The 22,824-nt window shown below is 62.3% G+C and carries 21 protein-coding genes; 14 read left to right on the top strand and 7 right to left on the bottom strand.

Translation table 11 applies throughout. The features are described 5' to 3' along the window. Window positions 1-326: 326 nt before the first annotated feature. Together GTW25_RS20520 and GTW25_RS16435 are read left to right on the top strand one after the other, a co-directional pair. Window positions 327-581: an exopolysaccharide production repressor protein gene (locus GTW25_RS20520; protein ID WP_308206267.1), complete on the top strand. Its 255-nt coding sequence runs from the start codon at window positions 327-329 to the stop codon at window positions 579-581. Window positions 582-696: 115 nt separating this feature from the next. Next, on the top strand, window positions 697-1,725 hold the full coding sequence (locus GTW25_RS16435; RefSeq protein ID WP_252913301.1) for a glycosyltransferase family 2 protein: 1,029 nt from the start codon (window positions 697-699) through the stop codon (window positions 1,723-1,725). On the opposite strand, the gene GTW25_RS16430 is transcribed toward GTW25_RS16435, so the two are convergent. Beyond that, the gene (locus tag GTW25_RS16430) at window positions 1,716-2,654 is read right to left on the bottom strand and encodes a polysaccharide pyruvyl transferase family protein (RefSeq protein WP_252913300.1); all 939 of its coding nucleotides are present in this window, start codon (window positions 2,652-2,654) and stop codon (window positions 1,716-1,718) included. The genes GTW25_RS16435 and GTW25_RS16430 overlap by 10 nt on opposite strands. After that, window positions 2,651-3,625: a glycosyltransferase family 2 protein gene (locus GTW25_RS16425; RefSeq protein WP_252913299.1), complete on the bottom strand. Its 975-nt coding sequence runs from the start codon at window positions 3,623-3,625 to the stop codon at window positions 2,651-2,653. Before GTW25_RS16425 ends, GTW25_RS16430 begins: the two co-directional genes overlap by 4 nt. Window positions 3,626-3,762: 137 nt before the next feature. Here GTW25_RS16425 and GTW25_RS16420 point away from each other — a divergent pair, with 137 nt between their 5' ends. The 8 genes from GTW25_RS16420 to GTW25_RS16385 all read left to right on the top strand — a co-directional run bounded on the left by GTW25_RS16420 (window position 3,763) and on the right by GTW25_RS16385 (window position 13,726). Then, window positions 3,763-5,244, top strand: coding sequence for a lipopolysaccharide biosynthesis protein (locus tag GTW25_RS16420; protein ID WP_252913298.1), 1,482 nt, complete (start codon window positions 3,763-3,765; stop codon window positions 5,242-5,244). 232 nt (window positions 5,245-5,476) lie between these two features. Beyond that, the gene (exoK, locus tag GTW25_RS16415) at window positions 5,477-6,286 is read left to right on the top strand and encodes an endo-1,3-1,4-beta-glycanase ExoK (RefSeq protein WP_252913297.1); all 810 of its coding nucleotides are present in this window, start codon (window positions 5,477-5,479) and stop codon (window positions 6,284-6,286) included. A 33-nt stretch (window positions 6,287-6,319) separates the two neighbouring features. Continuing rightward, window positions 6,320-7,480 (top strand): glycosyltransferase family protein, encoded by a 1,161-nt coding sequence (locus tag GTW25_RS16410; RefSeq protein WP_252913296.1) that lies wholly within the window; start codon window positions 6,320-6,322, stop codon window positions 7,478-7,480. Next, window positions 7,477-8,517, top strand: a complete 1,041-nt coding sequence (locus tag GTW25_RS16405) for a glycosyltransferase family 2 protein (RefSeq protein ID WP_290128096.1) — start codon at window positions 7,477-7,479, stop codon at window positions 8,515-8,517. Before GTW25_RS16410 ends, GTW25_RS16405 begins: the two co-directional genes overlap by 4 nt. Further along, window positions 8,514-9,455, top strand: coding sequence for a glycosyltransferase family 2 protein (locus GTW25_RS16400; RefSeq protein ID WP_252913295.1), 942 nt, complete (start codon window positions 8,514-8,516; stop codon window positions 9,453-9,455). The genes GTW25_RS16405 and GTW25_RS16400 overlap by 4 nt, the downstream gene beginning before the upstream one ends. Further along, window positions 9,445-10,404: a glycosyltransferase family 2 protein gene (locus tag GTW25_RS16395; RefSeq protein WP_252913294.1), complete on the top strand. Its 960-nt coding sequence runs from the start codon at window positions 9,445-9,447 to the stop codon at window positions 10,402-10,404. The genes GTW25_RS16400 and GTW25_RS16395 overlap by 11 nt, the downstream gene beginning before the upstream one ends. A 60-nt stretch (window positions 10,405-10,464) precedes the next feature. Beyond that, window positions 10,465-11,382, top strand: coding sequence for a UTP--glucose-1-phosphate uridylyltransferase (locus GTW25_RS16390; protein WP_252913293.1), 918 nt, complete (start codon window positions 10,465-10,467; stop codon window positions 11,380-11,382). Between the two features lie 40 nt (window positions 11,383-11,422). Continuing rightward, a complete protein-coding gene (locus tag GTW25_RS16385) occupies window positions 11,423-13,726 on the top strand; it encodes a polysaccharide biosynthesis tyrosine autokinase (protein WP_252913292.1) in 2,304 nt (767 codons plus the stop codon). Here the strand turns inward: GTW25_RS16385 and GTW25_RS16380 are convergent. Continuing rightward, entirely contained in the window at window positions 13,723-14,517 is a 795-nt protein-coding gene (locus GTW25_RS16380; RefSeq protein WP_252913291.1) for a metallophosphoesterase family protein, read from the bottom strand. The genes GTW25_RS16385 and GTW25_RS16380 overlap by 4 nt on opposite strands. A 70-nt stretch (window positions 14,518-14,587) precedes the next feature. Between GTW25_RS16380 and GTW25_RS16375 the strand changes: the two genes are divergently transcribed. The 3 genes from GTW25_RS16375 to GTW25_RS16365 are packed head-to-tail and all read left to right on the top strand — an operon-like array spanning window position 14,588 to window position 17,131. After that, window positions 14,588-15,733: an acyltransferase family protein gene (locus tag GTW25_RS16375; protein ID WP_252913290.1), complete on the top strand. Its 1,146-nt coding sequence runs from the start codon at window positions 14,588-14,590 to the stop codon at window positions 15,731-15,733. 26 nt (window positions 15,734-15,759) lie between these two features. Continuing rightward, window positions 15,760-16,761: a UDP-glucose 4-epimerase GalE gene (gene galE, locus GTW25_RS16370; RefSeq protein ID WP_252913289.1), complete on the top strand. Its 1,002-nt coding sequence runs from the start codon at window positions 15,760-15,762 to the stop codon at window positions 16,759-16,761. A 19-nt stretch (window positions 16,762-16,780) separates the two neighbouring features. Further along, entirely contained in the window at window positions 16,781-17,131 is a 351-nt protein-coding gene (locus tag GTW25_RS16365; RefSeq protein WP_252913288.1) for a hypothetical protein, read from the top strand. Between the two features lie 92 nt (window positions 17,132-17,223). On the opposite strand, the gene GTW25_RS16360 is transcribed toward GTW25_RS16365, so the two are convergent. Beyond that, the gene (locus GTW25_RS16360) at window positions 17,224-18,570 is read right to left on the bottom strand and encodes an MFS transporter (protein ID WP_252913287.1); all 1,347 of its coding nucleotides are present in this window, start codon (window positions 18,568-18,570) and stop codon (window positions 17,224-17,226) included. Window positions 18,571-18,735: 165 nt separating this feature from the next. On the opposite strand from GTW25_RS16360, the gene soxR reads away from it, so the two are divergent. Next, window positions 18,736-19,167, top strand: a complete 432-nt coding sequence (gene soxR, locus GTW25_RS16355) for a redox-sensitive transcriptional activator SoxR (protein WP_290128095.1) — start codon at window positions 18,736-18,738, stop codon at window positions 19,165-19,167. Window positions 19,168-19,630: 463 nt separating this feature from the next. Here the strand turns inward: soxR and uxaC are convergent, their stop codons facing one another. Genes uxaC through GTW25_RS16340 form a run of 3 tightly spaced genes read right to left on the bottom strand, consistent with a single transcriptional unit; the run spans window position 19,631 to window position 22,805 of the window. Then, window positions 19,631-21,022: a glucuronate isomerase gene (uxaC, locus tag GTW25_RS16350; protein WP_252913285.1), complete on the bottom strand. Its 1,392-nt coding sequence runs from the start codon at window positions 21,020-21,022 to the stop codon at window positions 19,631-19,633. Beyond that, window positions 21,022-22,308, bottom strand: coding sequence for a TRAP transporter large permease (locus tag GTW25_RS16345; RefSeq protein WP_252913284.1), 1,287 nt, complete (start codon window positions 22,306-22,308; stop codon window positions 21,022-21,024). The genes uxaC and GTW25_RS16345 overlap by 1 nt, the downstream gene beginning before the upstream one ends. Further along, entirely contained in the window at window positions 22,305-22,805 is a 501-nt protein-coding gene (locus GTW25_RS16340; RefSeq protein ID WP_252913283.1) for a TRAP transporter small permease, read from the bottom strand. The genes GTW25_RS16345 and GTW25_RS16340 overlap by 4 nt, the downstream gene beginning before the upstream one ends. Window positions 22,806-22,824: the final 19 nt, after the last annotated feature.

Raw genomic sequence — 22,824 nt, 5'->3', positions numbered from 1 at the left:
TTTAATTGCATTTAATTGTGCTGTATTTCTCTATGTTCCATAGAAATTAATTCTAAATATCTCAATTTAATAATGCTATCAGAAATAGATAAAATTTCATGCTCGAATACATTCATCTTGATTTATCGCATTGCAGCATAACATTTGCTTGATGTGAGGTTTCAATTGCGGAGCAGGGCAGGAGCCATTATAGGTCGGAAAAGTGCGCTGCGGCTTTGTAACGGATTCGGCAAGAGACTGATCAAAAGTCCTGCCGAAATGGTTCATGTCCGGTTGCCTGCTTAGGGTGGAGAATGTCTTTCTCGTTGTTTCTGCGCGGGTTCTTGGTGGCCATCGCGATTTTCGCGGTGGTGACGTATGCGTTGACGCAATCCGTAGCCACGACCCTGATCAACACGCTCATTTGCGCCGTCCTGATCCAGGCGGGCTATGCGGTGGCCGTTCTTTGGCTCGTGGCGCGCGAAAAGCCCGAAGGTAAGCGTTCTGCGCAGGACGCGCGCGCCGAAGTGCCCAGTTCCGACCCGTCCAGCCCGACGAAACCAGGCCGCATCGGCGGCTTGCCGGACTCCCGGCGTCTTTGACCACCGACCTTTTCTTCTGCAACGTCTCGCCACAGTTCTGATCGATGTCTCGCTCTCGAACGGCTAAAGCGCATATGCTGCGGCCCTGATATCGGGCCGGGAAGGAATGGTCAGCATGGCGCCACGTCGCGAACAGTCTCCTCATGCCGATGTCTGCGTAATCATCGCGGCCAAGGATGCCGGCGCGACGATCGCCCGGGCAACCTCATCAGCTCTTGCCGAGGCACGCGTGGCGGAAGTCGTCGTCGTCGATGACGGATCACGCGACGATGCGACAGAAAATGCCGCACGCTCGGCCGACGATGGGTCCGGCCGGCTGCGTGTCCTGCGCCTGCCTGAAAATCACGGACCCGCGCATGCCCGCAATGTCGCGATCGAGAATTCGTCGGCACCGTTCCTTGCGATCCTCGATGCCGACGATTTCTTCATTTCCGGTCGGTTCGACTTCATGCTGGATGGCGAGGATTGGGATTTCGTCGCCGACAACATCCTGTTTCTCGATGAGCGCCTTGCCGAAAGCATGCCACAGGTTCCGGTATTCGATCCCGAACCGTCTTTCGTCGGTTTCAAGGAATTCATCGAAGGCAACATCTCGCGCAAGGGTGCGGAACGAGGCGAAATCGGCTTCCTGAAGCCGGTGATGCGCCGGTCTTTCCTGAACCGGCACAACCTTCGCTACGATCCGTCTTTGCGGCTTGGCGAGGATTTCGATCTCTATGCCCGCGCACTGGCGTTTGGGGCACGCTACAAGGTGGTGCGCCATTGCGGATACGGTGCAACCGTGCGCGCGGACTCGCTGAGCGGCCGGCATCGTACGCTTGACCTCAAGCATCTCTATGAGGCCGACAGGAAAATTCTCGCAACTCTTCCGCTTGGCAAGCAGGACGCGGAAATCCTGCGCAGACACGAACGCCATATCCGCGCGCGTTACGAATTGCGAAACTTCCTCGATCGCAAGGCGCAATCCGGCTTGTTCGGCGCGGCAGCGGGAATGATGCTGCGCCCGCTCGCGATGCCGGCCGTCATCGCCGGTGTGGCATCGGACAAATGGCATGCGGCAAAGAGCCGTCGGGCAGGCTCGCCGGTTCGCGAAGTGGAGCCTCCGCGTTATCTGCTCGCCGGGCGTGTCACGGCTCAGAAATAGTCGCGGCGCACCTCATCGAGGACAGAGCGCAGGCGCTCCTTGCGTGCCTGCAAGACAGCCGCGTCGCTCAGTTGCGGTGTTGCGCGGGCGGCACGCCACAACGCGAACGCGGCAGGGCTTCCAAGCAGGGTCTTGGTCGCCCCCCGCAAGCCGCTCGCTGCGTCCGTCTTGCGAAGGTCCTCGACGAGTATATCGTCATCTCTTGCCGCCGCAGCATGCGTCCGCTCGGCGTAGTCGACACCCCAGAAACGGGCCCCCTTGGTGATCGCTTCGGCGCGCGATGAAAGGGGTATGCGGCGCGGCACATAGGTCAGGCCGAGCGATCGTGCCCAGTCGTTCCACTTGAAGCTGTTGATGCTGTCGGATGTCGACACGGCGACCCAGGGTACGCGGAACGCATCGGCCAGGATCGCCGCGTGCATGGATTCGGCGATGACGAGATCGGCACCCGCAATCTGCCGAATGACGTTTTTGGCCTCGCCGCAAGGGTCGACGTAGCCGATCCCTGCAAGGGCGCATAATTGCGGCCAAAGCCCGCCGATCGTCGATTCCCAATGGGGAACGAACACGGCTCCGCCGGTCTTCGCGATCGTCTGGAATTCGGGCATGTCGGTCACCATGACGGCCGGATCGACAATGCCCAAAGACGGATCATACGCGAACTTTGCGGCCGTCAATGGTCCACGCAGTGCGCGCACGTCCCAATCGGACCCGGTCATGTCGGGAGCTTTTCCGTAGCCGAAACCGCTGCCGATCACCAGTTTGCGTCCCTGTTCGGGCAGCAGGCTGGCATTCAGCACGGTGCCGACGCCCACGAGCAGAACGTCGTCCGCGACGCTGCGAAAGCCCGGCAGCAGAAAGTCCCAGAGCCAGAGATTGAGGTCGTCGCCGAAATTGCCGTGTGCGGATTCCCAGTAGAATGGCGTCATCGCTGAGCGGCCTTCGGCAGGAGCTTTCCGACGGCCAGCCGCATCGCGCTCGTCACGATGCGCGGGTCGCGCCATGCCCAGTGGGCGAGCTGGCGAAACTGCGGCGCGCGCCGGTTCCGCACCAGCCGCGCCTGCCCCCAAAGAGCCTGCTGGCGCGCCGTCTGCTTGTACGCCTCGATCGAGGCGCGATCGTCCGGACCGTGCGAGAAGCGCGTGCCGAGCCGGTCGAGCGCTGCCCAGGTGTTGAACTGCTGCTTCAGGAACAATGGCGAGGCACTGTCGACGCCGTGGAAGATGTTGATGCCTTCGCCGCGCGTCGCACCGACGGCGTCCGAAAGGATCGTCCGGCCGGAATTGCGCACGCATTCGTAGAAGAAGAGCACATCCTCCGCTGCGAGGCGCAGGCTCGCCTCGAAGCGCGTGGTGCGGAAAAGCCTCGCGCCGATCACCATTGCCGAAAGATGCATGAAGCTCCAGTTCCGCAGCATGACGCTGGCTATGTCCGGAATTTCGACGATCGGCGGCTCGTCATTGAGCCGTACGATATTGGTCACGTCAGAAAGCGCGGACACGCCGAAGTGGTAGTAGAACGCGTCACCGCCCGAAATCGACGCGAAATAACAGTCGGCCTCAAAACGTGACATGTGATCGACCGCGATTTTGAGATGATCGGGCGTCCATTCATCGTCTGAATCGAGGAAGGCAACATAATCGCTGTCGGCCGCAACCGCGTCCATACCGGCATTTCGGGCCGCGCCCGGGCCAGCGTTCTTCTGGGTCACGATATGGATTCGAGCGCGCTCTTGGGCACTGAAGCCGTCGAGTTCGGGCTCGAGCGGGCAGGGAGATTCGTCGTCGACCACGATGATGTCGAAATTGGCGTGTGACTGTGCGAACACCGAGACGAGAGCGCGGCGCAATATGCCCGCGTCGCGTTGGTAATAGGGGATGACCACGCTGCACTTCGTCATCTTGGTGCGCCTTTGCTGACTAGGGAGGAACCGCGCTTCACGCCGCCACTCGGGCGGTGGGACGCAAGATGCGCCGGATGCATGTCGGTGGCGCGAAATTGTATGAGCTTGCGACCACGAAGAAAGAAGACTGCCCGATGCCGCCAGTGATCTCGCTCAGAACCGTGACCAACAATGTCGGTTGGAGCATGCTGTCGAAGACCAGCACATTCGGGCTGAAATTTGTCACCGTCCCGATCCTTGCCCGGTTGTTGACACCGGAAGAGTTCGGCATCGTCGCCGTCGCGCAACTGGTCGTTCTGTTCCTCACCATGATCGGCGGCGCGGGTCTGGCCGCCGCTCTGGTCGTCGAACGCACGCAGGACGAAACGACGGTGCATTCGGTTTTCTGGGCGAATGTCGCGATGGCGATCGTGATGGCCGTGGCCCTCTACGTCTTTGCCGAGCCGCTCGCCGCATTGTTGGGCGCGCCTGGCGGCGGCGGCGTCGTCAAGGTGATGGCCCTCATAATTCCGATCCAGCTTTGCGGCGACGTCGCCTATGCGCTGCTGGCGCGGCGGATGGCCTTCGACCGGGACGCGTTCTGGAGCGTTCTGTCGGAATCCGTCGGAGCCGTATCGGCAGTTGTGCTGGCGCTTGCCGGCTGGGGGCTGTGGGCGCTCGTCGCTCAGCTTTTCATCTCCGCCACGCTTCGGCTTATCGGGCTGTTCTACGCAACCGGCTACCGGCCGCGCCTGATGTTCTCGTTCGAGCGCATCCGCGCCCTTTGGGGCTACAGTGCAGGTTTGATGGGTTCGGAGATATTCAACTTCATCACGTTTCAGTCGCCACTCGTGATCGTATCGCGATTTCTGGGTATTGCGGAGGCAGGCGCGTACTCGGCGGCCAATCGCTTCGCAAGCATCCCGAACCAGGTCGTTCTCGCCGCGCTGATGGGGGTGCTCTTTCCCACGTTCAGCCATATCGCCGACGACCGGCAGCGGCGCACGCGCGCGCTATTCCTGTCGACGCAGGTCTGCAGTCTCGTCCTCGCGCCCCTGATGTTCGGCATCTGGGCCATCGCCGAGCCGGGCATGTATGTCATTTTCGGGCAGCAATGGGCCTGGGCATGGCCGGTGCTCGGCCTTCTGGCTCTCTCCAAGGGCATATTGGCTCCGTGCAGCACCTATATTCCGTATCTGAAAGGCGTCGGGAAAAGCCATGTCCTGTGGTGGGTGGCCGTTGCTCGTGCCGTGCTCGTCAGCGCCGCCGTGACCTATGGCGCGATATCCGGCGGCCTCGTATCGGCGATGATCTGGCTGTGCATCGCCAACGCCATCACGCTCGTCTTTTATTGCTGGACCGTGTTTCGGACGGATGATTTGCCGTTCCTGCGCAACTTCGTCGTCACCTGCCGACCCATGCTCAGCGCATTTGCCATGGCGCTCGCGGTACGCTTCCTGCTGGAGCAACTGAGCGAGATGAATTTCGGCGCGGTGATCCAGATCATCATCGGCGGCGCCGTCGGTGCGACCGTCTATGCGGTGCTCATCCTCCTGACCGAACGCGCGCTGCTGCGCGATCTATGGGGCATGATCGGAAAGCTTCGCGGGCGTCCGCAGACAAGCCCGGTGTCCTGATCGCGTTACCGCACGATTATCGCAGTGCAGCATACAAATGACGGGTTTGCGGCTCGGGCGAGCCCGCTTCGACAGAAGGGATACTAACGCTGTCTCACAATTCGTTATCCCCGATCATGTCCGCAGTCACATTCTCATCTGGTCGTAAGGCTATTTGCAGCGCACCATAAGCTTCATCGGGAGGTTTGTGACGATGCCCTTGGGAGGGGGCGACACAGAAGGAAGGCGACCCATGGCCCACCAACCGAACCCACACCGTTCATCTACCGCCCGGAACATTCTGATCGGCCTTGCCGCGAACCTGACGCTGGTTTCCGGAGCGTCGCTGGCGCATGCGGTCGAGGGCGGCGAATCGTTTGTCGAGGAGTTCGATGAACTGGCATCGAGCCGCTGGTATGTTTCCGACGGCTGGTCGAACGGCGATCATCAGAATTGTACCTGGTCGAAAGATCAGGTTTCGGCGGAAGACGGCGTGTTGCGCCTCGGCTTCGCGGCGCAAACCTACAATGACCGCGACTATGTCTGCGGCGAAGTGCAGACGCATGCACGGTTCGGCTACGGCACCTACGAGGTTCGGATGAAGGCAGTCGAGGGCTCCGGACTCAACAGCAGCTTCTTCACCTATATCGGCCCGGTTCATAACCAGCCGCATGACGAGATCGACTTCGAGGTGCTCGGAAAGGATCCGTCGAAAGTACAGGTCAACCAATATGTCGACGGTGAGAATGTCGGTGCCGAGAAACTGGTCGAGGTGCCCGGCGGGGCGGCGAACGATTTCAACGACTATGCCTTCGTCTGGGAGGAAGGCCGCATCGCGTGGTATCTCAATGGCGAACTCGTCCACGAAGAAACCGACCCGGAAAAGCTGCCGAGCCATGCTTCGAAGATCTATCTGAGCCTATGGGGTTCGGACACGCTGGTCTCATGGATGGGACAGTTCGAAGCGCCCGAAGAGCCAATCGCGGCCGAATACCAGCGAGTGGCATTCACCGCAGCGGGCGATGAATGCCAGTTCCCCGAATCCATCGTCTGCGCCGACTAGCGCCGACCCGTCTCGCCGGAACCGATTAGAACCATGCTCAGCGTGCTCTACCTCGTTCATGACCTGACCGATGCCGCCGTCAGCCGCCGCGCCGCGATGCTGGAGGCGGGCGGTGCTCAGGTCACGGTCGCCGGTTTCCGGCGCGACGACCGCGCGGCACCCGCACGGCTTGGCACGAACGCGCCGATCGACCTCGGCGTGACGCGGGACGGCAAATTCGCGCAACGCATCGCGGCTGTGGCCGGAGCGGCCATGGCGTTGCGGACGCGGTTGGGCAGGATCGCCAGACCGGATGTCGTCATTGCACGCAACCTTGAGATGCTGGCGCTGGCCGACCGGGCAGCCGGTCTTTTTCCGACGCGGCCGGCGATCGTCTATGAGAGCCTCGACATCCATCGCCTGCTTTTGGGCGAGAGTGCCGTTGCCCGCACGATGCGAGCCGCCGAGCGACGTTTCGGGCGCGATGTTCGAATGCTTTTGACGAGCTCGCCGGCTTTCCTGCGCGAATATTTCGAGCCCTACGGACAGATCGACGCGCCGGCGATGCTGCTTGAAAACAAGGTCTTCGATCTTGATAGCTCATCACCCGCACGTCTGCCCGCACATATCGATGGCGAGCCGTGGAAGATCGGCTGGTTCGGTGCGCTGCGCTGTACCCGCTCACTGGACATGTTGATCGAGGCGGCGCGCAGGTTGAACGGGCGGATCGAACTGATCCTGCGCGGCCGGCCGGCCTATGATGCGATTCCCGATTTCGATGCCCGTGTCGCGGCCGCGCCGCATGTCACCTTCCACGGGGCTTATCGCAATCCGGACGATCTCGAAGCGATCTATCGCGAGGTTGATTTCAACTGGGCGATCGACTTCTTCGAGGAAGGCATGAATTCCGAATGGCTCCTGCCGAACCGCCTCTATGAAGGCGGAAGATACGGCGCGGTGCCGATCGCGCGAGCCGGCACCGAGACAGGACGGTTCCTGACCGATCGCGGCATCGGTATCGTGCTCGACGATTGTTCGGCAAACGGTCTGGTGCAGCTTTTTGACGAACGGGCCGATCGGCTTTTTGCCGAACAGCGGGCACGGCTCCACGCGATCGATGGTGCGACCTGGACCGCGACCCGCGACGACTGCCGCGACCTCGTCGCACGGCTGGCCGCAACCAGTCGTGAACCGGCATCGAAGGTGGCGGCATGACGCTCAAGGAACTCGAAGAGCGTATGATGGCGGGCGAACGTGATGCCGAGGCGCCGAAGGTCATGGTCGTCATCCCATGTCTTGATGAGGCGGCCCATATCGCGGACCTGATCGCGCGACTTATGCCGTCCGCCGAGCGTCTCGACATGCCGATCCTGGTGATGGACGGCGGCAGCAGCGACGGCACGATCACCCTCGTCGAGGGCATCGCCGCGCGCAATCCGCGTGTTCGCCTGGTTGAAAACCCGCGCCGAATCCAGAGCGCGGCCGTCAATCTCGCCGTTGTCCTCCATGGCGACGCGTTCGACTATTTCATCCGCATCGATGCCCATGGCGGCTATCCGGAAGACTATTGCGACCGGCTGGTTCAGGAGGCCGTGCGGACCGGCGCGGATTCGGTGGTCGTTGCAATGAAGACCGAGGGCGGCGTGCCGTTTCAGCAGGCGGCGGCGCTGGCTCAGAATTCGCCGCTCGGCAATGGCGGCTCCAAGCACAGGGCCGGGGCGAATGGTCGGTGGATCGACCATGGACATCACGCGCTCATGTCTGTCGCATCCTTCCGGGCGGTCGGCGGCTACGACGAGAGCTTCAGCCATAACGAGGATGCCGAGCTCGACCACCGGCTGAACGTCGCCGGCTTTCATATCTGGATGACGGATCGCACCGTGATGACATACTACCCGCGCTCGACGCCCGGCGCGCTTTTCCGGCAGTATCTCGCCTATGGTCGCGGGCGTGCCCGCAACGTCGTGAAGCACCGCTCCATCCCGAAAATCCGCCAGATGATCCCGCTGATGATCGCGCCCGCCGTTGCAGGCGCATTGCTCGCGGTCGTCAGCGTCGCCGCCATCGTGCCGGTGCTGCTGTGGGCAGCCGCGTGCCTTGGCTATGGCGCATGGCTCGCATTGGTCCGCCGCCAGCGTCACGGCCTGCTTGCCGGGGTCTCGGCGATGATCATGCATCTGGCGTGGTCGGCCGGGTTCTGGCTGCAACTCGTAACGCCGCAACGCGCAACCGGAAGGACGGCGGCACGATGACGGAAAAGCTGCGCATCGACATCGCAGTCTGCACCTATCGGCGTCCGCAACTCGCCGACACATTGCGTTCGCTGGGAGCGCTCTCGGTGCCGGAGGGAGTGGAACTGCGCCTGATCGTCGCCGACAATGATGTGACGCCAAGCGCCGCAGCGGTCGTACGTGATATGGCCGGTCGGCTGCCTTTTCCCGTCGCCTATGTCCACTGCCCGGCATCGAACATTTCGCTCGCCCGCAATGCCTGCCTCGACCACGCGCAAAGCGAGTGGCTTGCCTTCATCGACGACGATTGCAGCGCGTCGCCGCAATGGCTCGCGGCCCTGGTCGAGACGGCGCGCAGCACAGGTGCGGATGCGGTGCTTGGGCCGGTCGAGGCAATCTATGACGAGGCTGCACCCAAATGGATGCGTCGCGGCGATTTCCACTCGACCAACCCCGTTTTCGTGCGCGGCAAGCTTTTGACCGGCTATACCTGCAACGTCCTGATGCACATCGCGGCACCTTCGCTGCGAGGGCGTCGCTTCAACCTCGCGCTGGGGCGTAGCGGCGGCGAGGATACCGAATATTTCGCCGGCATGGTTCGCGATGGCGGGCGTCTGGCTTTCGCCGATGAAGCCCTTGCGAGCGAACCGGTCCCGGCAGATCGCGCCCGGTTTGGATGGCTCGCGAAACGCCGCTTCCGCACCGGCCAGACTCATGGGCGGCTCATCGCTCAGGCCAATGGAGGCGTGTCCCTGGCATCGGTGGCGCTTGCGGCGGCAAAGGTCGCGTTCTGCGCTGGCGGGGCGGCGCTGACGGCATTTTCTCCGGTGCTGCGCAATCGCTATGCGCTGCGCGGGATCATGCATGGAGGCGTGGTCAGCAGCCTTTTGGGCGTGCGCGAAATCGCGCTTTACGGCGAGCCCACGGCCGTCCAGAGGAGCCGCGATCATGCAGCCTGACGTCAGTTTCGTCATCGCCGCTTTCAATGCGCAGGAGACGATCGGCCGGGCGGTGCAAAGCGCGCTCGCGCAACACAACGTCACGGTCGAGGTGATCGTCGTCGACGACCGGTCGACGGATGCGACATGCGAGCGTGTGCGGGAGATTGCCGACGATCGCATCGTGCTGGTCGAAAAGCGGGTCAACGAAGGACCCGGCGCTGCCCGCAATGCCGGTCTCTCCCTTGCAAAGGGCAGCTACATCGCCATTCTCGACGCCGACGACACCGTTGCGCCCGATCGTATGGAACGGCTGGTTGCGCGCGCGCGCGACGCGGATGCGCAGATCGTGTTGGACGATCTCGAAGTGATCGACGAGCGCGGCGCGTCGCCATCCGTTCGACCGATGTTCGGACGCGAGCGGCTGAGTGCGCTGCCGTCGATCACCCTCGCATCGTTCATTGCCGGCAATCCCTTGTTCGGGGGCGAATTCTCGCTCGGTTACCTGAAGCCTGTGATCGAACGGAAATTTCTGCAGGCGCATGGCATCGTCTACGACCAGGAACTGCGTATCGGCGAAGATTATCTGCTCATTGCCGATGCGCTTGCGCACGGCGCACGGTGCATCGTCGAGCAGATTCCGGGCTATCGGTATCACCTTGTCGACGGATCGGTCTCGCGCGTTCTCAAGCCCTATCATGTCGCTGCGATGCTGGAGGCCGACGATCGGTTTCTGGTGCGCCATGCGCTGGATAAGGAAGCTGCGGCCGCCCAGACCCTGCGCACCCGCAGCCTCCAGGAGGCCGCTGCCTTTCTCGATATCGTCGGTCATATCAAAGCCCGGTCCGCGCTCGGTGCGATACGCGCGGCATGGCGTGACCCATCGGCGATACGGCACCTGAAGATGCCCATCATGGTTCGCCTGCGGCGGCTCGCAGGGCATCGAGGCGCTCTGGCGGGCGGTGGATGAACAAACGTGACGGCGACGGTTTTCGGCGGGGGCCAATAGAACCATGAAACGGATAAAACGATGAAGAAAGTCACAAAAGCGGTGATCCCGGTTGCGGGCCTCGGAACCCGGTTCCTGCCCGCGACCAAGGCAATGCCGAAGGAGATGTTGACAGTCGTCGACCGGCCCGTCGTGCAATATGCAGTCGATGAAGCACGCGAGGCCGGCATCGAGCACATCGTCTTCGTCACCGGTCGGAACAAGCACGTCATCGAGGATCATTTCGACATTCAGCCCGAACTGATCGAGACGCTGACCCGTGCCGGCAAGACCGCCCAACTGGCGGTGATCGAGGAATTGCAGCTCGATGCCGGCAATGTGAGCTTTACGCGCCAGCAGGTGCCCCTCGGGCTCGGCCATGCAGTGTGGTGCGCGCGCGATCTGGTCGGCGACGAGCCGTTCGCGCTTCTTTTGCCCGACATGGTGTCGTTCGGCGTTCAGGGATGCCTTGCAACGGCGATGCAGCTTTATCGCTCGACGGGCGGCAATGTCCTGTCGGTCGAGCAGTGCGATCCGCTCGAGACCAAAAGCTACGGCATCGTGGGCAAGGGCGAGCCGGTTGCGGAGGGCTTCGCGATCACCGAGATGGTGGAAAAGCCCGAGCCGTCGCAGGCGCCGTCGAACTACTACATCAATGGCCGCTACATCCTGCAGCCCGAAATCTTCGATCTTCTCGGCACGCAGGAGCGCGGTGCAGGCAACGAAATCCAGCTCACCGACGCCATGGCCCGACTGGCAAGGACGCAGCCGTTTCATGCGGCACCCTTCACCGGGCGCATGTTCGACACCGGTTCCAAGGCGGGCTTCATCGAGGCGAATGTCGCGATGGCGCTGGCGCGTGAAGATCTGCGCGACCTCGTTTACGGACCAATCGCCGAGCTTGTCGCCCTCCATGCGCGCGGCGCCGGCACGCCATCGCGCATAAATCGCTCCGCCTGAGCCGAGACAGAAAGCGAGACGCGCTTTGGCGCGACCCCATATGCATCACAGCAACCGCGCCCTCGATACAAGACGCCTGACGAAACTGGACGAAACCGACCAGTTCATCGACATCGACCGCCTGCTCGCCATTGCGCGTCGGCGGCTGTCGCTCGTCATGCTTTGTGCAGGCGTCGGCCTTTTCCTGGGCGCGGTCATGCTGGTTCTGACGCCGCCGACCTATACGGCGGCGACGCGGATTCTGCTCGACGAAAGCCTGACGCAATTCGCCCAGGAACGCGAGCCGCGTCCCGGGCCGAGCCAGGCCGATTCCATGGTCGCCAGCGAGGTGGAAATCCTGAAGTCGGCGCGGCTTGCCCGCGTGGTCGTCGAAACGCTGGACCTGCACGAGAACCCCGCATTTCTCGACCCGCCGCAATCTCCACAGGGTTGGCTGCGCAGTCAGGTCACATCGATCGTGCGTTTCGCCTCCGGCACCTCTCGCTCGGGCGAGCCGAGCGAAGACGCGCGGATCGGGCGTGCCACCGCGATCCTGCAGCAAAACCTCGTCGCCGAGCGGGTCGGCCGAAGCTACGTCATCGAAGTCAAGTACAGCGCCAAGGATCGCGAGCTTACGGGGGCGATCGCGCGGGCCTACGCCGATCAATATCTCTCCGACCAGCTCGACGCCAATTTCGATGCCACACAGCATGCGGTGACCTGGTTGCAGGCACGGCTGGAGCAGTTGCGGGCCGATTGGCTCGCTGCTTCGCTCGCCGCGGAGCAGTTTCGCGCCGAAAACGGGCTGACGGCAGCACGCGGCGAACTCGTGTCCGAGCAGCAATTGTCCGATCTCAACAACCAGCTCGTTCTTGCACAGGCCGAAACGGCCAATACGCTGGCCCGCTACAACCAGTACAGGTCCATCATCGACAGCGGTGAGGAAGCGGCCGTCGAAAACGCCATCATTCCGACCGACCTGGCGCAAAGTTCGGTGCTGACGGAGCTGAAGGCCCGCTACCTGTCGATCAGCGAGCGTGCGAACGAGATCGAAGGGCGTTTCGGCGAGGATCACTCGCAGGCGGTGGCGTTGCGCGCGCAAAGCGGCGAGTTGCGCCGCCAGATCTTTCAGGAGTTGAGGCAGGTCACCGAAAGCTATCGAAACGAATATGAAGTGGCGCGTACCCGCGAGACTTCGCTTCGCGAAAATGTCGGCGCGATGAGCGGTGAAAGCTCGGCAACCGGCCAGTCGATGGTCAGACTGCGCGAACTGGAGCAGCAATCCTCGGCACTGGGCACGCTCTACGAAACCTTCCTCGCCCGCTACGAGGAAGCCTCGCAGCAGCAATCCTTCCCGATCGCCGAGGCGCGAATCATCTCGCAGGCCGGCAATCCCGTTTCGCCGTCGAGCCCGCGCAAGGCGCTGGTCCTCGGCCTGTCGATGGTGCTCGGCCTGATGGCGGGTGCGGGCCTCGGCGGCCTTCTGGAGTTCCGCGAACGGTTCTTCCGCACCGGCGATGACGTGCGGGATGATCTGGTCCTCGACTTCCTTGGCTATCTGCCGCTTCTGGGGTCGACGCGATCGACGGCGAAGGTACAGGGAAGCACGCCGACTGGAGAGCCGAATGCGCTCGACCATACCGGATCAAGCCTGCTCAGGATCGCAGTGTTCTCGCCCGCCTCGCTTTTTGCCGATACGTTGCGCAGGGCCAAGCTGTCGAGCGACGTCGTTCTCCACGACAAGCCCTCGAAAGTCATCGGCTTCGTGTCCGTCTTGCCGCGCGAGGGAAAGACGACCGCGGCCGCAAACTTCGCCGGACTGCTCGCCGCCAATGGCGCGCGCACGCTCCTGATCGACGGCGATCTGCGCAATCCGGGTCTCAGCCGCCGGCTCGGCTCCCAGCCGAAGACGGGCCTCGTCGAAGCTCTGGTCGGACGCGTGTCCTGGAAGAATACGCTGCTGGCCGATCAGAAATCGGGTCTGTCCGTGCTGCCGGTCGTCATCAGGGGGCGTCTGTCACACACGAGCGAACTGATTTCCGGCGAAGCCATGAGCGCCATGATCGAAGACATGCGCAGTCACTTCGACTACATCGTCGTCGATCTGCCTCCGCTCGGTCCCGTGATCGATGCCAGCGCCTTTGCGCCGCTGGCAGACGGCTTTATTTTCGTCAGCGAATGGGGCGGCACGCCACGCGCGCTCGTCCGCCAGACCTTGCAGGGCGAGCCGCAAATCGCCGCCAAGACCATCGGCGTCATCCTCAACAAGACGGACATGAAGCGTCTGCCGAAATACGGCGCGCCTGGCGGGGCCGAACGCTATTTCCATCGCTATGCCGCCTATTACGGCGAGCAGAACGGCTAGTGCATGTTCGAAAGAAAGCGGCCGCGATTCTGCCAGATGCGCAGAGCGCTGAGGCGTCCGGTCTTGAACGCGCCGGTGTCGAGGTTCACGCGGCGGCCGATGCGTTCGGCCTTTTCGATGGGCGTGTGCCCGTGAACGACGTAGCGCGGCAGCCTGTCCGAAACCTCGAAAAACGACGAGCGGATGAAGAGCAGGTCTTCGTCGCGCTGGTCGTCGATCGGGATGCCGGGCCGGATGCCGGCATGGACGAACAGATAGTGACCGGTATCGATCAGGATCGGCATCGCTCGAAGCAGATCGACATGATGGGCGGGAATGGCGGCCCTGACCTTGGCGTCGACGCTCGCCGGATCGGAATTCAGCGCCTGAACGACGGCAGGTTCTACACCGTAGGACAGGATGGTCGGCAGGCCGCCCACCGTCAGCCAGTCGGCCAGCGTGATTCGATCGTCGAGATAATCGAGCATGAATCGCTCGTGATTGCCCAGAAGGCAAAGCCGGTGAAAGTTCGCAGGAGCCGGATTCGACAGATGCTCCAGGACGTCAGCCGACCGGGGGCCGCGGTCGACATAGTCGCCGAGCATGACGATCAATTTCTCGCCGGCGAACTTCGCCGCGTCGTCGATCATGAGCTTTTCAAGAGCCAGAAGCTCGTCCAGACAGCCATGCACGTCACCGACGGCATAGGTCGCGACGCCCTCTATGCCGATGCGAAGCCGCTTCGGGAGGCTACGGCTCGTCGTTGCGCCGTCTTCCGACGAGAAAAGCCTGGGCAGTTTCCAGCCTGTCATCAAATCATCTCAAGCCTGCGCACGCCGAACCTGGCGAGACCATCCGTGCCGCGCAAGACCGGAGAAGCCGATGCTGCAGCACCATCCTGCATCTTCCACCGTGCCACCCGTTTCGCCTTCCATGTCGCAACGCGTGGCGATCGCGCGAACGCTTTGCATCTTTTTCATGACCTTCGTGCATGTGCAGCCTGGAATAGCCGAGAATGTCTACGATCGCGAGGCCGGTTTTTTCGACATCGTCTATTTCACCCTGACGCGGCTGATCGGGCTGAGTTCCGTTTCGCTGCTCGGCATCGTGTCGGGCTATTTCATCGTCTCGAGCCTCGTCAAGTCAGGCTCGGGGAATGTAATCGCATCCAAGCTGCGCACCATCGCGATACCGCTGGTTTCGTGGAACGCGGTCATGCTGGTGCTTCTTCTTGCCTATGGCATGCTGTCCGGCAATTGGCAGGATATGCCGGAGGCGACCGTGCTCGGCATCGCCAACGCCTTTCTGGCCGTGACCGAATGGCCGCTGGTCGTGCCTCTCTGGTTCCTGCGCGATCTGTTCGTGTGCTGTGTTCTGTCGCCGCTTCTGCTGATGGGGTTGCGCCGCTCGGTCCCGGCGGTTTTCGTATTGCTCGTCGTCTACATGCTGATCGGCTCGGACTGGTATGTGATGCAGCGCCCGCAACTGCTGCTGTTCTTCGCGCTCGGCATGTGGCTTCGGCTGGTCGGCATGGAAGAGCTCAAGCTGGACCGTATCCTGCGCCCATTCCTGGTGGGGCTCGTCGTCATGGTCGCGGTCTTCCTCGCCATTCGCATCGGGCGCATCTCGATCGGCGACATGAACGAGACGCTGCGCATCGTGCTCGACACGCTGCTGCGCCTGACCATGGCGGCCGGATTCTGGCTCCTGACGGATATCGTGCGCCGGTCACGGTTCTCGGCGCTCTTCATCCGGCTGGAGCCTTACACGTTTTTCCTTTTTTGCAGCCACGCCATCCTTTTCACTTTCGGCGGGATTCTGCTGCGGCGGGTCTTCGGCAATTACGGATCGGATCTTTTCCCGATCTCGTTCTTCCTGCAGCCGTTCCTTGCCCTCGTCGCGGCAATCATCGGCCTGCATCTGATCAACCGTTTCGCCTTGCCGGTATTTCTCCTCAATGCCGGCAAGAGGCTTCCCGTCGCAGGCGCGGTCAAGCCGAAGTCACGCGAAGCTCGGCAGTCGACATGATTCCAATTTTTGCACGGGAAGCTCAAATGACGGTTCTGGTGACGGGTGGTGCCGGATATATCGGCAGCCACATGGTATGGAAGCTGGTCGAAGCGGGAGAGAACGTCGTGGTGATCGACAATCTATCGACCGGCTTCGACTGGGTGCTGCCGCTCGATGTCGCGCTCATCATAGGCGACATTGGCGATGACCGCCTCGTCGACCGGGTGATGAGCGAGCATGGCGTCGATGCAGTGATCCATTTCGCGGGCTCGATCGTCGTGCCGGATTCCGTCGCCGACCCGCTCGGCTACTATCTCAACAATACCGTCAAATCCCGCTCGCTGATCGCTGCGGCCGTTCGAAACGGCGTTGCGAACTTCATCTTTTCCTCGACGGCCGCCGTTTATGGCTCGCCCGGTGAGGCAAGGCTTAGCGAGGACACGCCGGCACTGCCCGAATCCCCTTACGGCACGTCGAAGCTGATGACCGAACTCATGCTGCGGGACGCTGCTGCGGCGCATGACATCCGCTATACGGCGCTGCGCTATTTCAATGTCGCCGGTGCCGATCCGAACGGCCGGACCGGACAATCGAGCCGCGGCGCAACGCACCTGATCAAGGTTGCGGCCGAGGCGGCCATCGGCAAACGCCGGCATATCGACATCTTCGGGACCGATTACGCGACACCGGACGGCACCTGCATACGCGACTACATCCATGTGAGCGATCTCGTGAACGCGCACTATCTGGCGCTTCGAAGGCTGCGTGATGGCGGCGAAAGCCTTATTGCCAATTGCGGGTATGGTCGTGGATACTCGGTCCATGAGGTGATCGAGGCGGTCAAGCGGGTGAGCGGCGTCAACTTTCCCGTTCATGTGGCGGGGCGACGACCGGGCGACGCGGTCACGGTGGTCGCCAACGCGGATCGCGCGCGGCGGCAATTTGGCTGGCAACCCGAACATGACGATCTGGAGCTTATCGTCAATCACGCGCTGGCGTGGGAAGAATCGCTGGCAAGGCGCAACATTGCCGTTGCATCCCGTTAGAGGCCGGAGGAGGGAACCGATGAAATTGTTCAAACCTTTCCGGACGCGGAACGCTGCCCGGGATGAGGAAACCGACCGGCTGCGGTTCATGCGCCTGGCCACGACGCTGTCGTCACTTCGTGAGGAGATAGAGCGGGAGCAGCACGGCTTGCGCCGCCGCTACGAGGAGCGCCGGAACGACGCCGGATTCGCGCTCGAAGCGTTCGATCAGATGCCCTCGGACGAGAGCTTGGCGCAATCGGTCGAGCAGCACAGCCAGGAACTTCTCAGATGTGAAACGCGTCTGAAAGCACTTGAGGCCCAGACCGAGCTTCTGGCAACCATCGGCAGCCTCATGGATGAACGTCATCCACCAGAAGGAACAACGTGAATTCCTAAGGCTCCCCATTTCTCGGCGAGCAGGCCCATTACCGATGAACTGGTCGAGAAACTGGCGATCAGTTCGCGCCGCAAAAAGGGTTTCTAGCGCCGGTCTTCGACAATGCGCCCTGTCCGATCCCGCATCAATGCGCTCATGGCGATCAGCCCGATCGCTGCGAATGGCACGCATGATGCGAAGACCCATCGGGCAACCTGCGCCGCGTCTGCGGTCGTCTCCATGGTCAGAAAGCCCGAAGCATTCGCCACGATCCCGACATAGGCCGCGCCGAGAGCGTAGCCGAGCCTCTGTACCGTAGGGATCGCTCCGGAAACGCGCTGAACCTCGCCCGTATCGGCGAGCGCCACCGTTCGCCTGAGAATGAATGTCCATGCCACCCCGAAGCCGCCACCCTCCATGGCCGCGAAGATGGCGATAAGCCAGATAGGGCCGTTGGGAACCGCATACAAAAAGCCGAAGATGCTTAAGCTTACGACCGTCATGCCGAGCGCAATCATCAGCCGGTCGAACCGCTCGGGCAATCCGCTGACCAGAACGGCCATGACCGTCCAGCCGATGGACGAACAGGCGACGATGTAACCGGCGGTCAACGCGGATGCGCCGTGGATGACTGTTATCAGCAGCGGCCCGAACGCCGTGACGGCGATGGTCGCCATCGACATGGACAGAATCATGAGCAGCGCGGCACCATTCGGCCGCCACGGATCGAATGGGTGACGCGGAAGAAGCCTTGTGTCGCCCGCGCGCGCGTCCAGCCAAAGAAAGCCGATAAGGCAGACCAGACCAGCGGCGACAGAAGTGAGCGTCCGCAGGACCGAGACCTCGACGCCGCCAAAGGCGACCAGAACGACGGCAAGACATAGCAAGGCCAGACGCCCGACAGGGAATGCAGCGACGTCGGCCGTGGACCGTGTCGCGCCCTTGTCGCTCCGCAGGACGATCCAGATTGCGAGCGCGAATGCTTGGCAGGCAAAGAAGACGAAGCCCCACCGCCAAGTCGCATATTCCACGAAGAAGCCGCCGACCAGCGGCCCGGCGAATGCCGAGACGCCCCAAAGGGTCGAGACAGCCGCCATCGCGCGCGCAATGTAGCGGCGCGGGAAGATCAGCCCGACCGCGACGAAGCCTATTGCCACCAGACCGCCGCCACCCAGCCCTTGCAGGGCGCGTCCCGTCAAAAGCAATGGCATGGTCGGGCTGACGGCGCTGAGGATGCAGCCGAACCCGAACAGGATGGCGGCCATGCTCATCGGCGCGCGCAGGCCGAAGCGCATGGTCAGCAGCGCGCTGGTGGCTCCCGCGACAATCGAGCCGATTTCATATAGCGAGACGGACCAGCCGATTAAGGCGGTCCCGCCGATTTCGGACACGATGGAGGGGAGCATCGTGGCGACGATCAGGCTGTCGGCGGCGTGCAGCCAGACGGCCATGCAAACCAGCGCGAGAGATGTCGCATAAGGGCTTCCAAGAAACTCCCTCCAGGATAAGAATGTGTCGGTGTTCCCTGCGTCGCTGCCCGTGTCCGCCATGCCCGTCTCCTCTTGACGGATATGTTGCTACGGCCTCAACATTGGTTGAGGTCAAGGAGCTTCCGAATGGCGAAGACGGAATTGTCGGTCGGCGAACTTTCGCGCCGCAGCGGGTTACCGGTTTCCACGCTCCATTTCTATGAACGCAGGGGGCTGATCGCATCCGAAAGAACTTCGGCCAATCATCGGGTCTATCGGCGCGAAATCCTGAGACGCGTGACGGTCATCAAGATCGCGCAGAGCGCGGGCATCCCGCTAGCCGAGATAGCCGAAGCGCTCTCGCAACTGCCAAAGGACACGTCCCCCAACACATACGACTGGGAGCGCATTGCCGAAAACTGGCATCACGATTTGACGCGGCGGATCGAGCTTCTCACGGCGCTCCGCGATAAGATGGCGATGTGCATTGGCTGCGGATGCCTGAGCGTGAAACGTTGCCCTCTGGTCAACACGGATGATCATCTGGCGGAAGACGGCCCCGGTGCCCGACTGCTTTAGGAATGTGAGGACGGCTACGGTCATGGCTGCTTCAGTAGCTGTCAACTCACCACGAAGCCCTGAATTGGGGCGTCGTAGCGGTCAAAGGCTCCTTTCATTCAAACTGGCAGAGATGGGGTGACCACCGTAATGTTAGGGGGGCACGGCTGTAGCGGACGAACGCCAGCGCTCAGCACGCGGGGCGCATTGCCGCCCATGACCTTCGCGACGTCTTCTCGCGACAGTCCGGCGTCGAAAAGCCCGGTGGCAACCGCCTGCACGCCTGCCGCGTCGAAGCCCGTCGTGACGACTCCGTCGAAGTCGCAACGGCGATCAGGAACGGAATGCCCGCCAAGCAGGCTTTTGACGAGTTCGGGGTTCTATAATTTGATGGTCAGCAACAGGCGTTGAGTTGCACTTCAGGCTGTAGCCTGCGCGATCAGAGGCGCGAGGACACACATCCGCCGTCTGGTCTAAAGCAGTGCTAGAAGCGATACGCCTTCCTTGCCAGGTCACCAGCCATGAGCCACGCCAAATCGTGCGCCTCGTCCTCGTCTAGCCTGTGTGTGGTCACGAGTTCGGCCAGAAAGCTGGCGTCGGCGCGCCGTGCAAGATCGTGGCGCGCGGGGATCGAAGTCAACGCGCGTGTGTCGTCGTTGAAGCCGGCGCTGTTATAGAAGCCTGCCGTCTCGGTCACCTGGCGACGGTAACGCATGATCCCTTCAAAGCTGTCGTGAAACCACCATGGCGGGCCGAGAAGGATCGACGGCCAGGCTCCTGCCAGCGGTGCGAGTTCGCGCGTGTAGGTTGCCTCGTCGAGCGCGAACAGGATGAGACGCAGATCGGGATCATGCCCAACGGCGTTCAGGAGCGGGCGAAGCGCGTCGGTGAACGAAACCGGCAGAGGAATATCGAAACCGTTGTCCCGGCCATAGGTTTGCAGCACATGGGCAGAGTGGTTGCGGTGTGAACCGGAATGGAGCTGCATGACCATCCCGTCCTCCGCCGACATGCGTGCCATTTCGGTCAGCATCTGGGCGCGGAAAAGCTCTGCCGCGCCATTGTCGAGCTTGCCGGTGCGTACCTTCTCGTAAAGGGCGGCCGCTTCATCGGGCGGCAAGTCCGCCGTTTGCGGCGTTGCATGCCCATGGTCCGTCGCGGTGGCGCCATGATCGCGGAAAAAGGCACGCCGCGCGCGGTGAGCGTCGAGATAGCCTTGCCAGCTTGCCGTCGAAATGCCGGCGACACGGCCGAGTTCCTCGACATTCTCCGCAAAACCGGTGGCTTGGGGATCCACCACCGCGTCAGGGCGATAGGTGGGCACGATGCGGACGGGCCAGCCGCTTTCGCGCACCTGACGATGATAGGATAGATCGTCCAGTGCGCCGTCCGTGGTCGCGACCACTTCGATGCGGAACCGCTCCGCGATGGCGCGCGGGCGCAATTCGTCGCGCGGCAGCGCCTCGGCCACTCGGTCATAGATCGCATCCGCCGTCGCCGCGGAAAGCCGCTCGGTGATGCCGAAAACAGTCTCCAGCGAATGCTCGATCCAAAGGCGTGAGGGTGTTCCCCGAAAGAGGTGGAAATGTGCTGCAAAAGTGCGCCAAATCTCGCGCGGGTCCTCTTCCTTTGCGGCTCCGATCCCGAGTGCCTCGAACGGAACGCCCTGGGAAACCAGCATGCGCGTCACGTAATGGTCCGGGGTGACGAACAGCGTAGCGGGGTCGGCGAAGCTTTCGTCGAGCGCCCACCATCGCGGTTCGGTATGACCGTGCGGTGACACGATCGGTGCATCGGCGACGCTCGCATAAAGGCTGCGGGCGAGTTCGCGCATTGCCGGATCGGAAGGAAAAAGACGGTCGGGATGCAGGGTCATCACATCAGCCAGTTTGGCAGGAAGAGGACGATCTGCGGGAACAGGATCATCATCGAAACGAAGAACAGAACCGCAGCAGCGAAGGGCACGAGCTCGATCGTGTAGGATTTGTACGAACTCTTGAGGATTCCGCAAACCGTGAACATCGAAACGCCGACCGGCGGTGTCATGCCGCCGAAGGTGACGATGGTCATCATCACAATGCCGAATTGAACCGGGTCAATGCCGGCAGCGGTGATGACCGGCACGAGGATCGGCGTCAGAAGCATCACGAGCACTGTCGCCTCCACGAACATTCCGATGACGAGCAGAAAGCCGGCGATCGTAAACAGCAAAGCCGTGGGATTATTGAACGCCGTCAGCGCGACTTCGGCGATCGACTGCGGCACGCGTTCGAAGGTGAGAACATAGCCGAACGTGCCCGACAGCAAGATAACCAGCATGATCATGCCGACATCGCGCACGCTCTTGCCGAGCGCGTCGATCAGATCCGCGATCGTCATCTGACGATGAATGACGAACCCGACGAACAGCGCGTATACGATGGCGAAGGCGCCCGCTTCGGATGGTGTGAAGAAACCGAAGCGGATGCCGACGAGAAGCCAAATCGGGAACATGACCGCCCAGAAGCCGCCCTTGAACTCGCGCCAGACTTCGTGCCGCGTCGGCAGGCGATCGTTGATCGGATCGTATCCGCGTTTGATCGACATGAACCAGGTAACGATCATCAAAATGATGGTGAGCAGAAAGCCCGGCACGACGCCGGCGATGAACAGGCGGCCGATCGAGACCTCGCCGAGAAAACCGTAGAGGATCAGTCCGAGGCTCGGCGGCAGCGTGGCGACGATCAGTCCGCCAACGGACAGGATGGCGGCGGTGAAACCGCGGCCGTAGCCCTGCGCGATCATCGGCTTGCCGAGGATGCGCGACTGCATGGCGGCGTCCGCGACCGCCGATCCTGAAATGCCGCCCATCAAAAGCGAGAGCACGACGGTCGACTGCGCCAGTCCGCCGCGCATCCAGCCTGCCAGCGTCGTCGCCAGCGAAACGAGGCGCGGCGTGATGCCGGCGACGTTCATCAGATTGCCGAGGATGATGAACAGCGGAACGGCCAGCAAAGGGAAGGATTGCGACGCGGCGACGATGCGCTGCACCGCCGTGCTTTCGGGGAGAAAGACATGGGGCAAAAAGAAATAGCCGGTGCCGGCGATGCCGATGGCGAACGCGACGGGCATGCCGAGGACAATGAGCCCCAGCGCGGCAGCAAGGATGAGGCCAGTTGTCATAGAACAGTCTCTGGATTTTCGTCGTCAGGCTCGAAGACCTTGAGCAGGCCTCCTTCCCACCAGCGGCGCAGCAACGAGATGGCGATCAGCACCGCACCGACGGGCAGCGCGAGCGTGACGAGCCCATAAGACAGGCCGGATGTCGCGAGCGGGCGCTGCCAGTTGCCCATCGACAGCTCATAACCCTTCCAGGCGATGAAGCCGAGAAAGGGCAAGATGAGCGCGATCGAAAGGATCGTCAGCACCCGACGTCCCATAGCGGGAAGTGCATCCGGCAGCGCCGTCACCCGGATATGGTCGCCCGCGCGCATGGTCAGGTCCGCGCCGAGCATGCAGGACCAGATCAGGAAGAGCTGGGCGAATTGCGGTGCGGAGGCGACGGGCGCGCCGATCGTCCGCCCCACGGCCGCGATCAGCACAGCCACGACCATTGCGCAGATCGCCAGGAAGGCGAGGGCCGTTTCAAGCCGGTCGTAGAATTTCCAGAACGTCGCCATCGAATGACCTGCGGGTTCG

Origin of the sequence: Aliihoeflea aestuarii, from assembly GCF_024105665.1 — a bacterium.
Lineage (GTDB): Bacteria > Pseudomonadota > Alphaproteobacteria > Rhizobiales > Rhizobiaceae > Aliihoeflea > Aliihoeflea aestuarii.
Note: the sequence above shows the minus strand (reverse complement) of the source record. Positions and strands in the feature narration are given on the sequence as shown.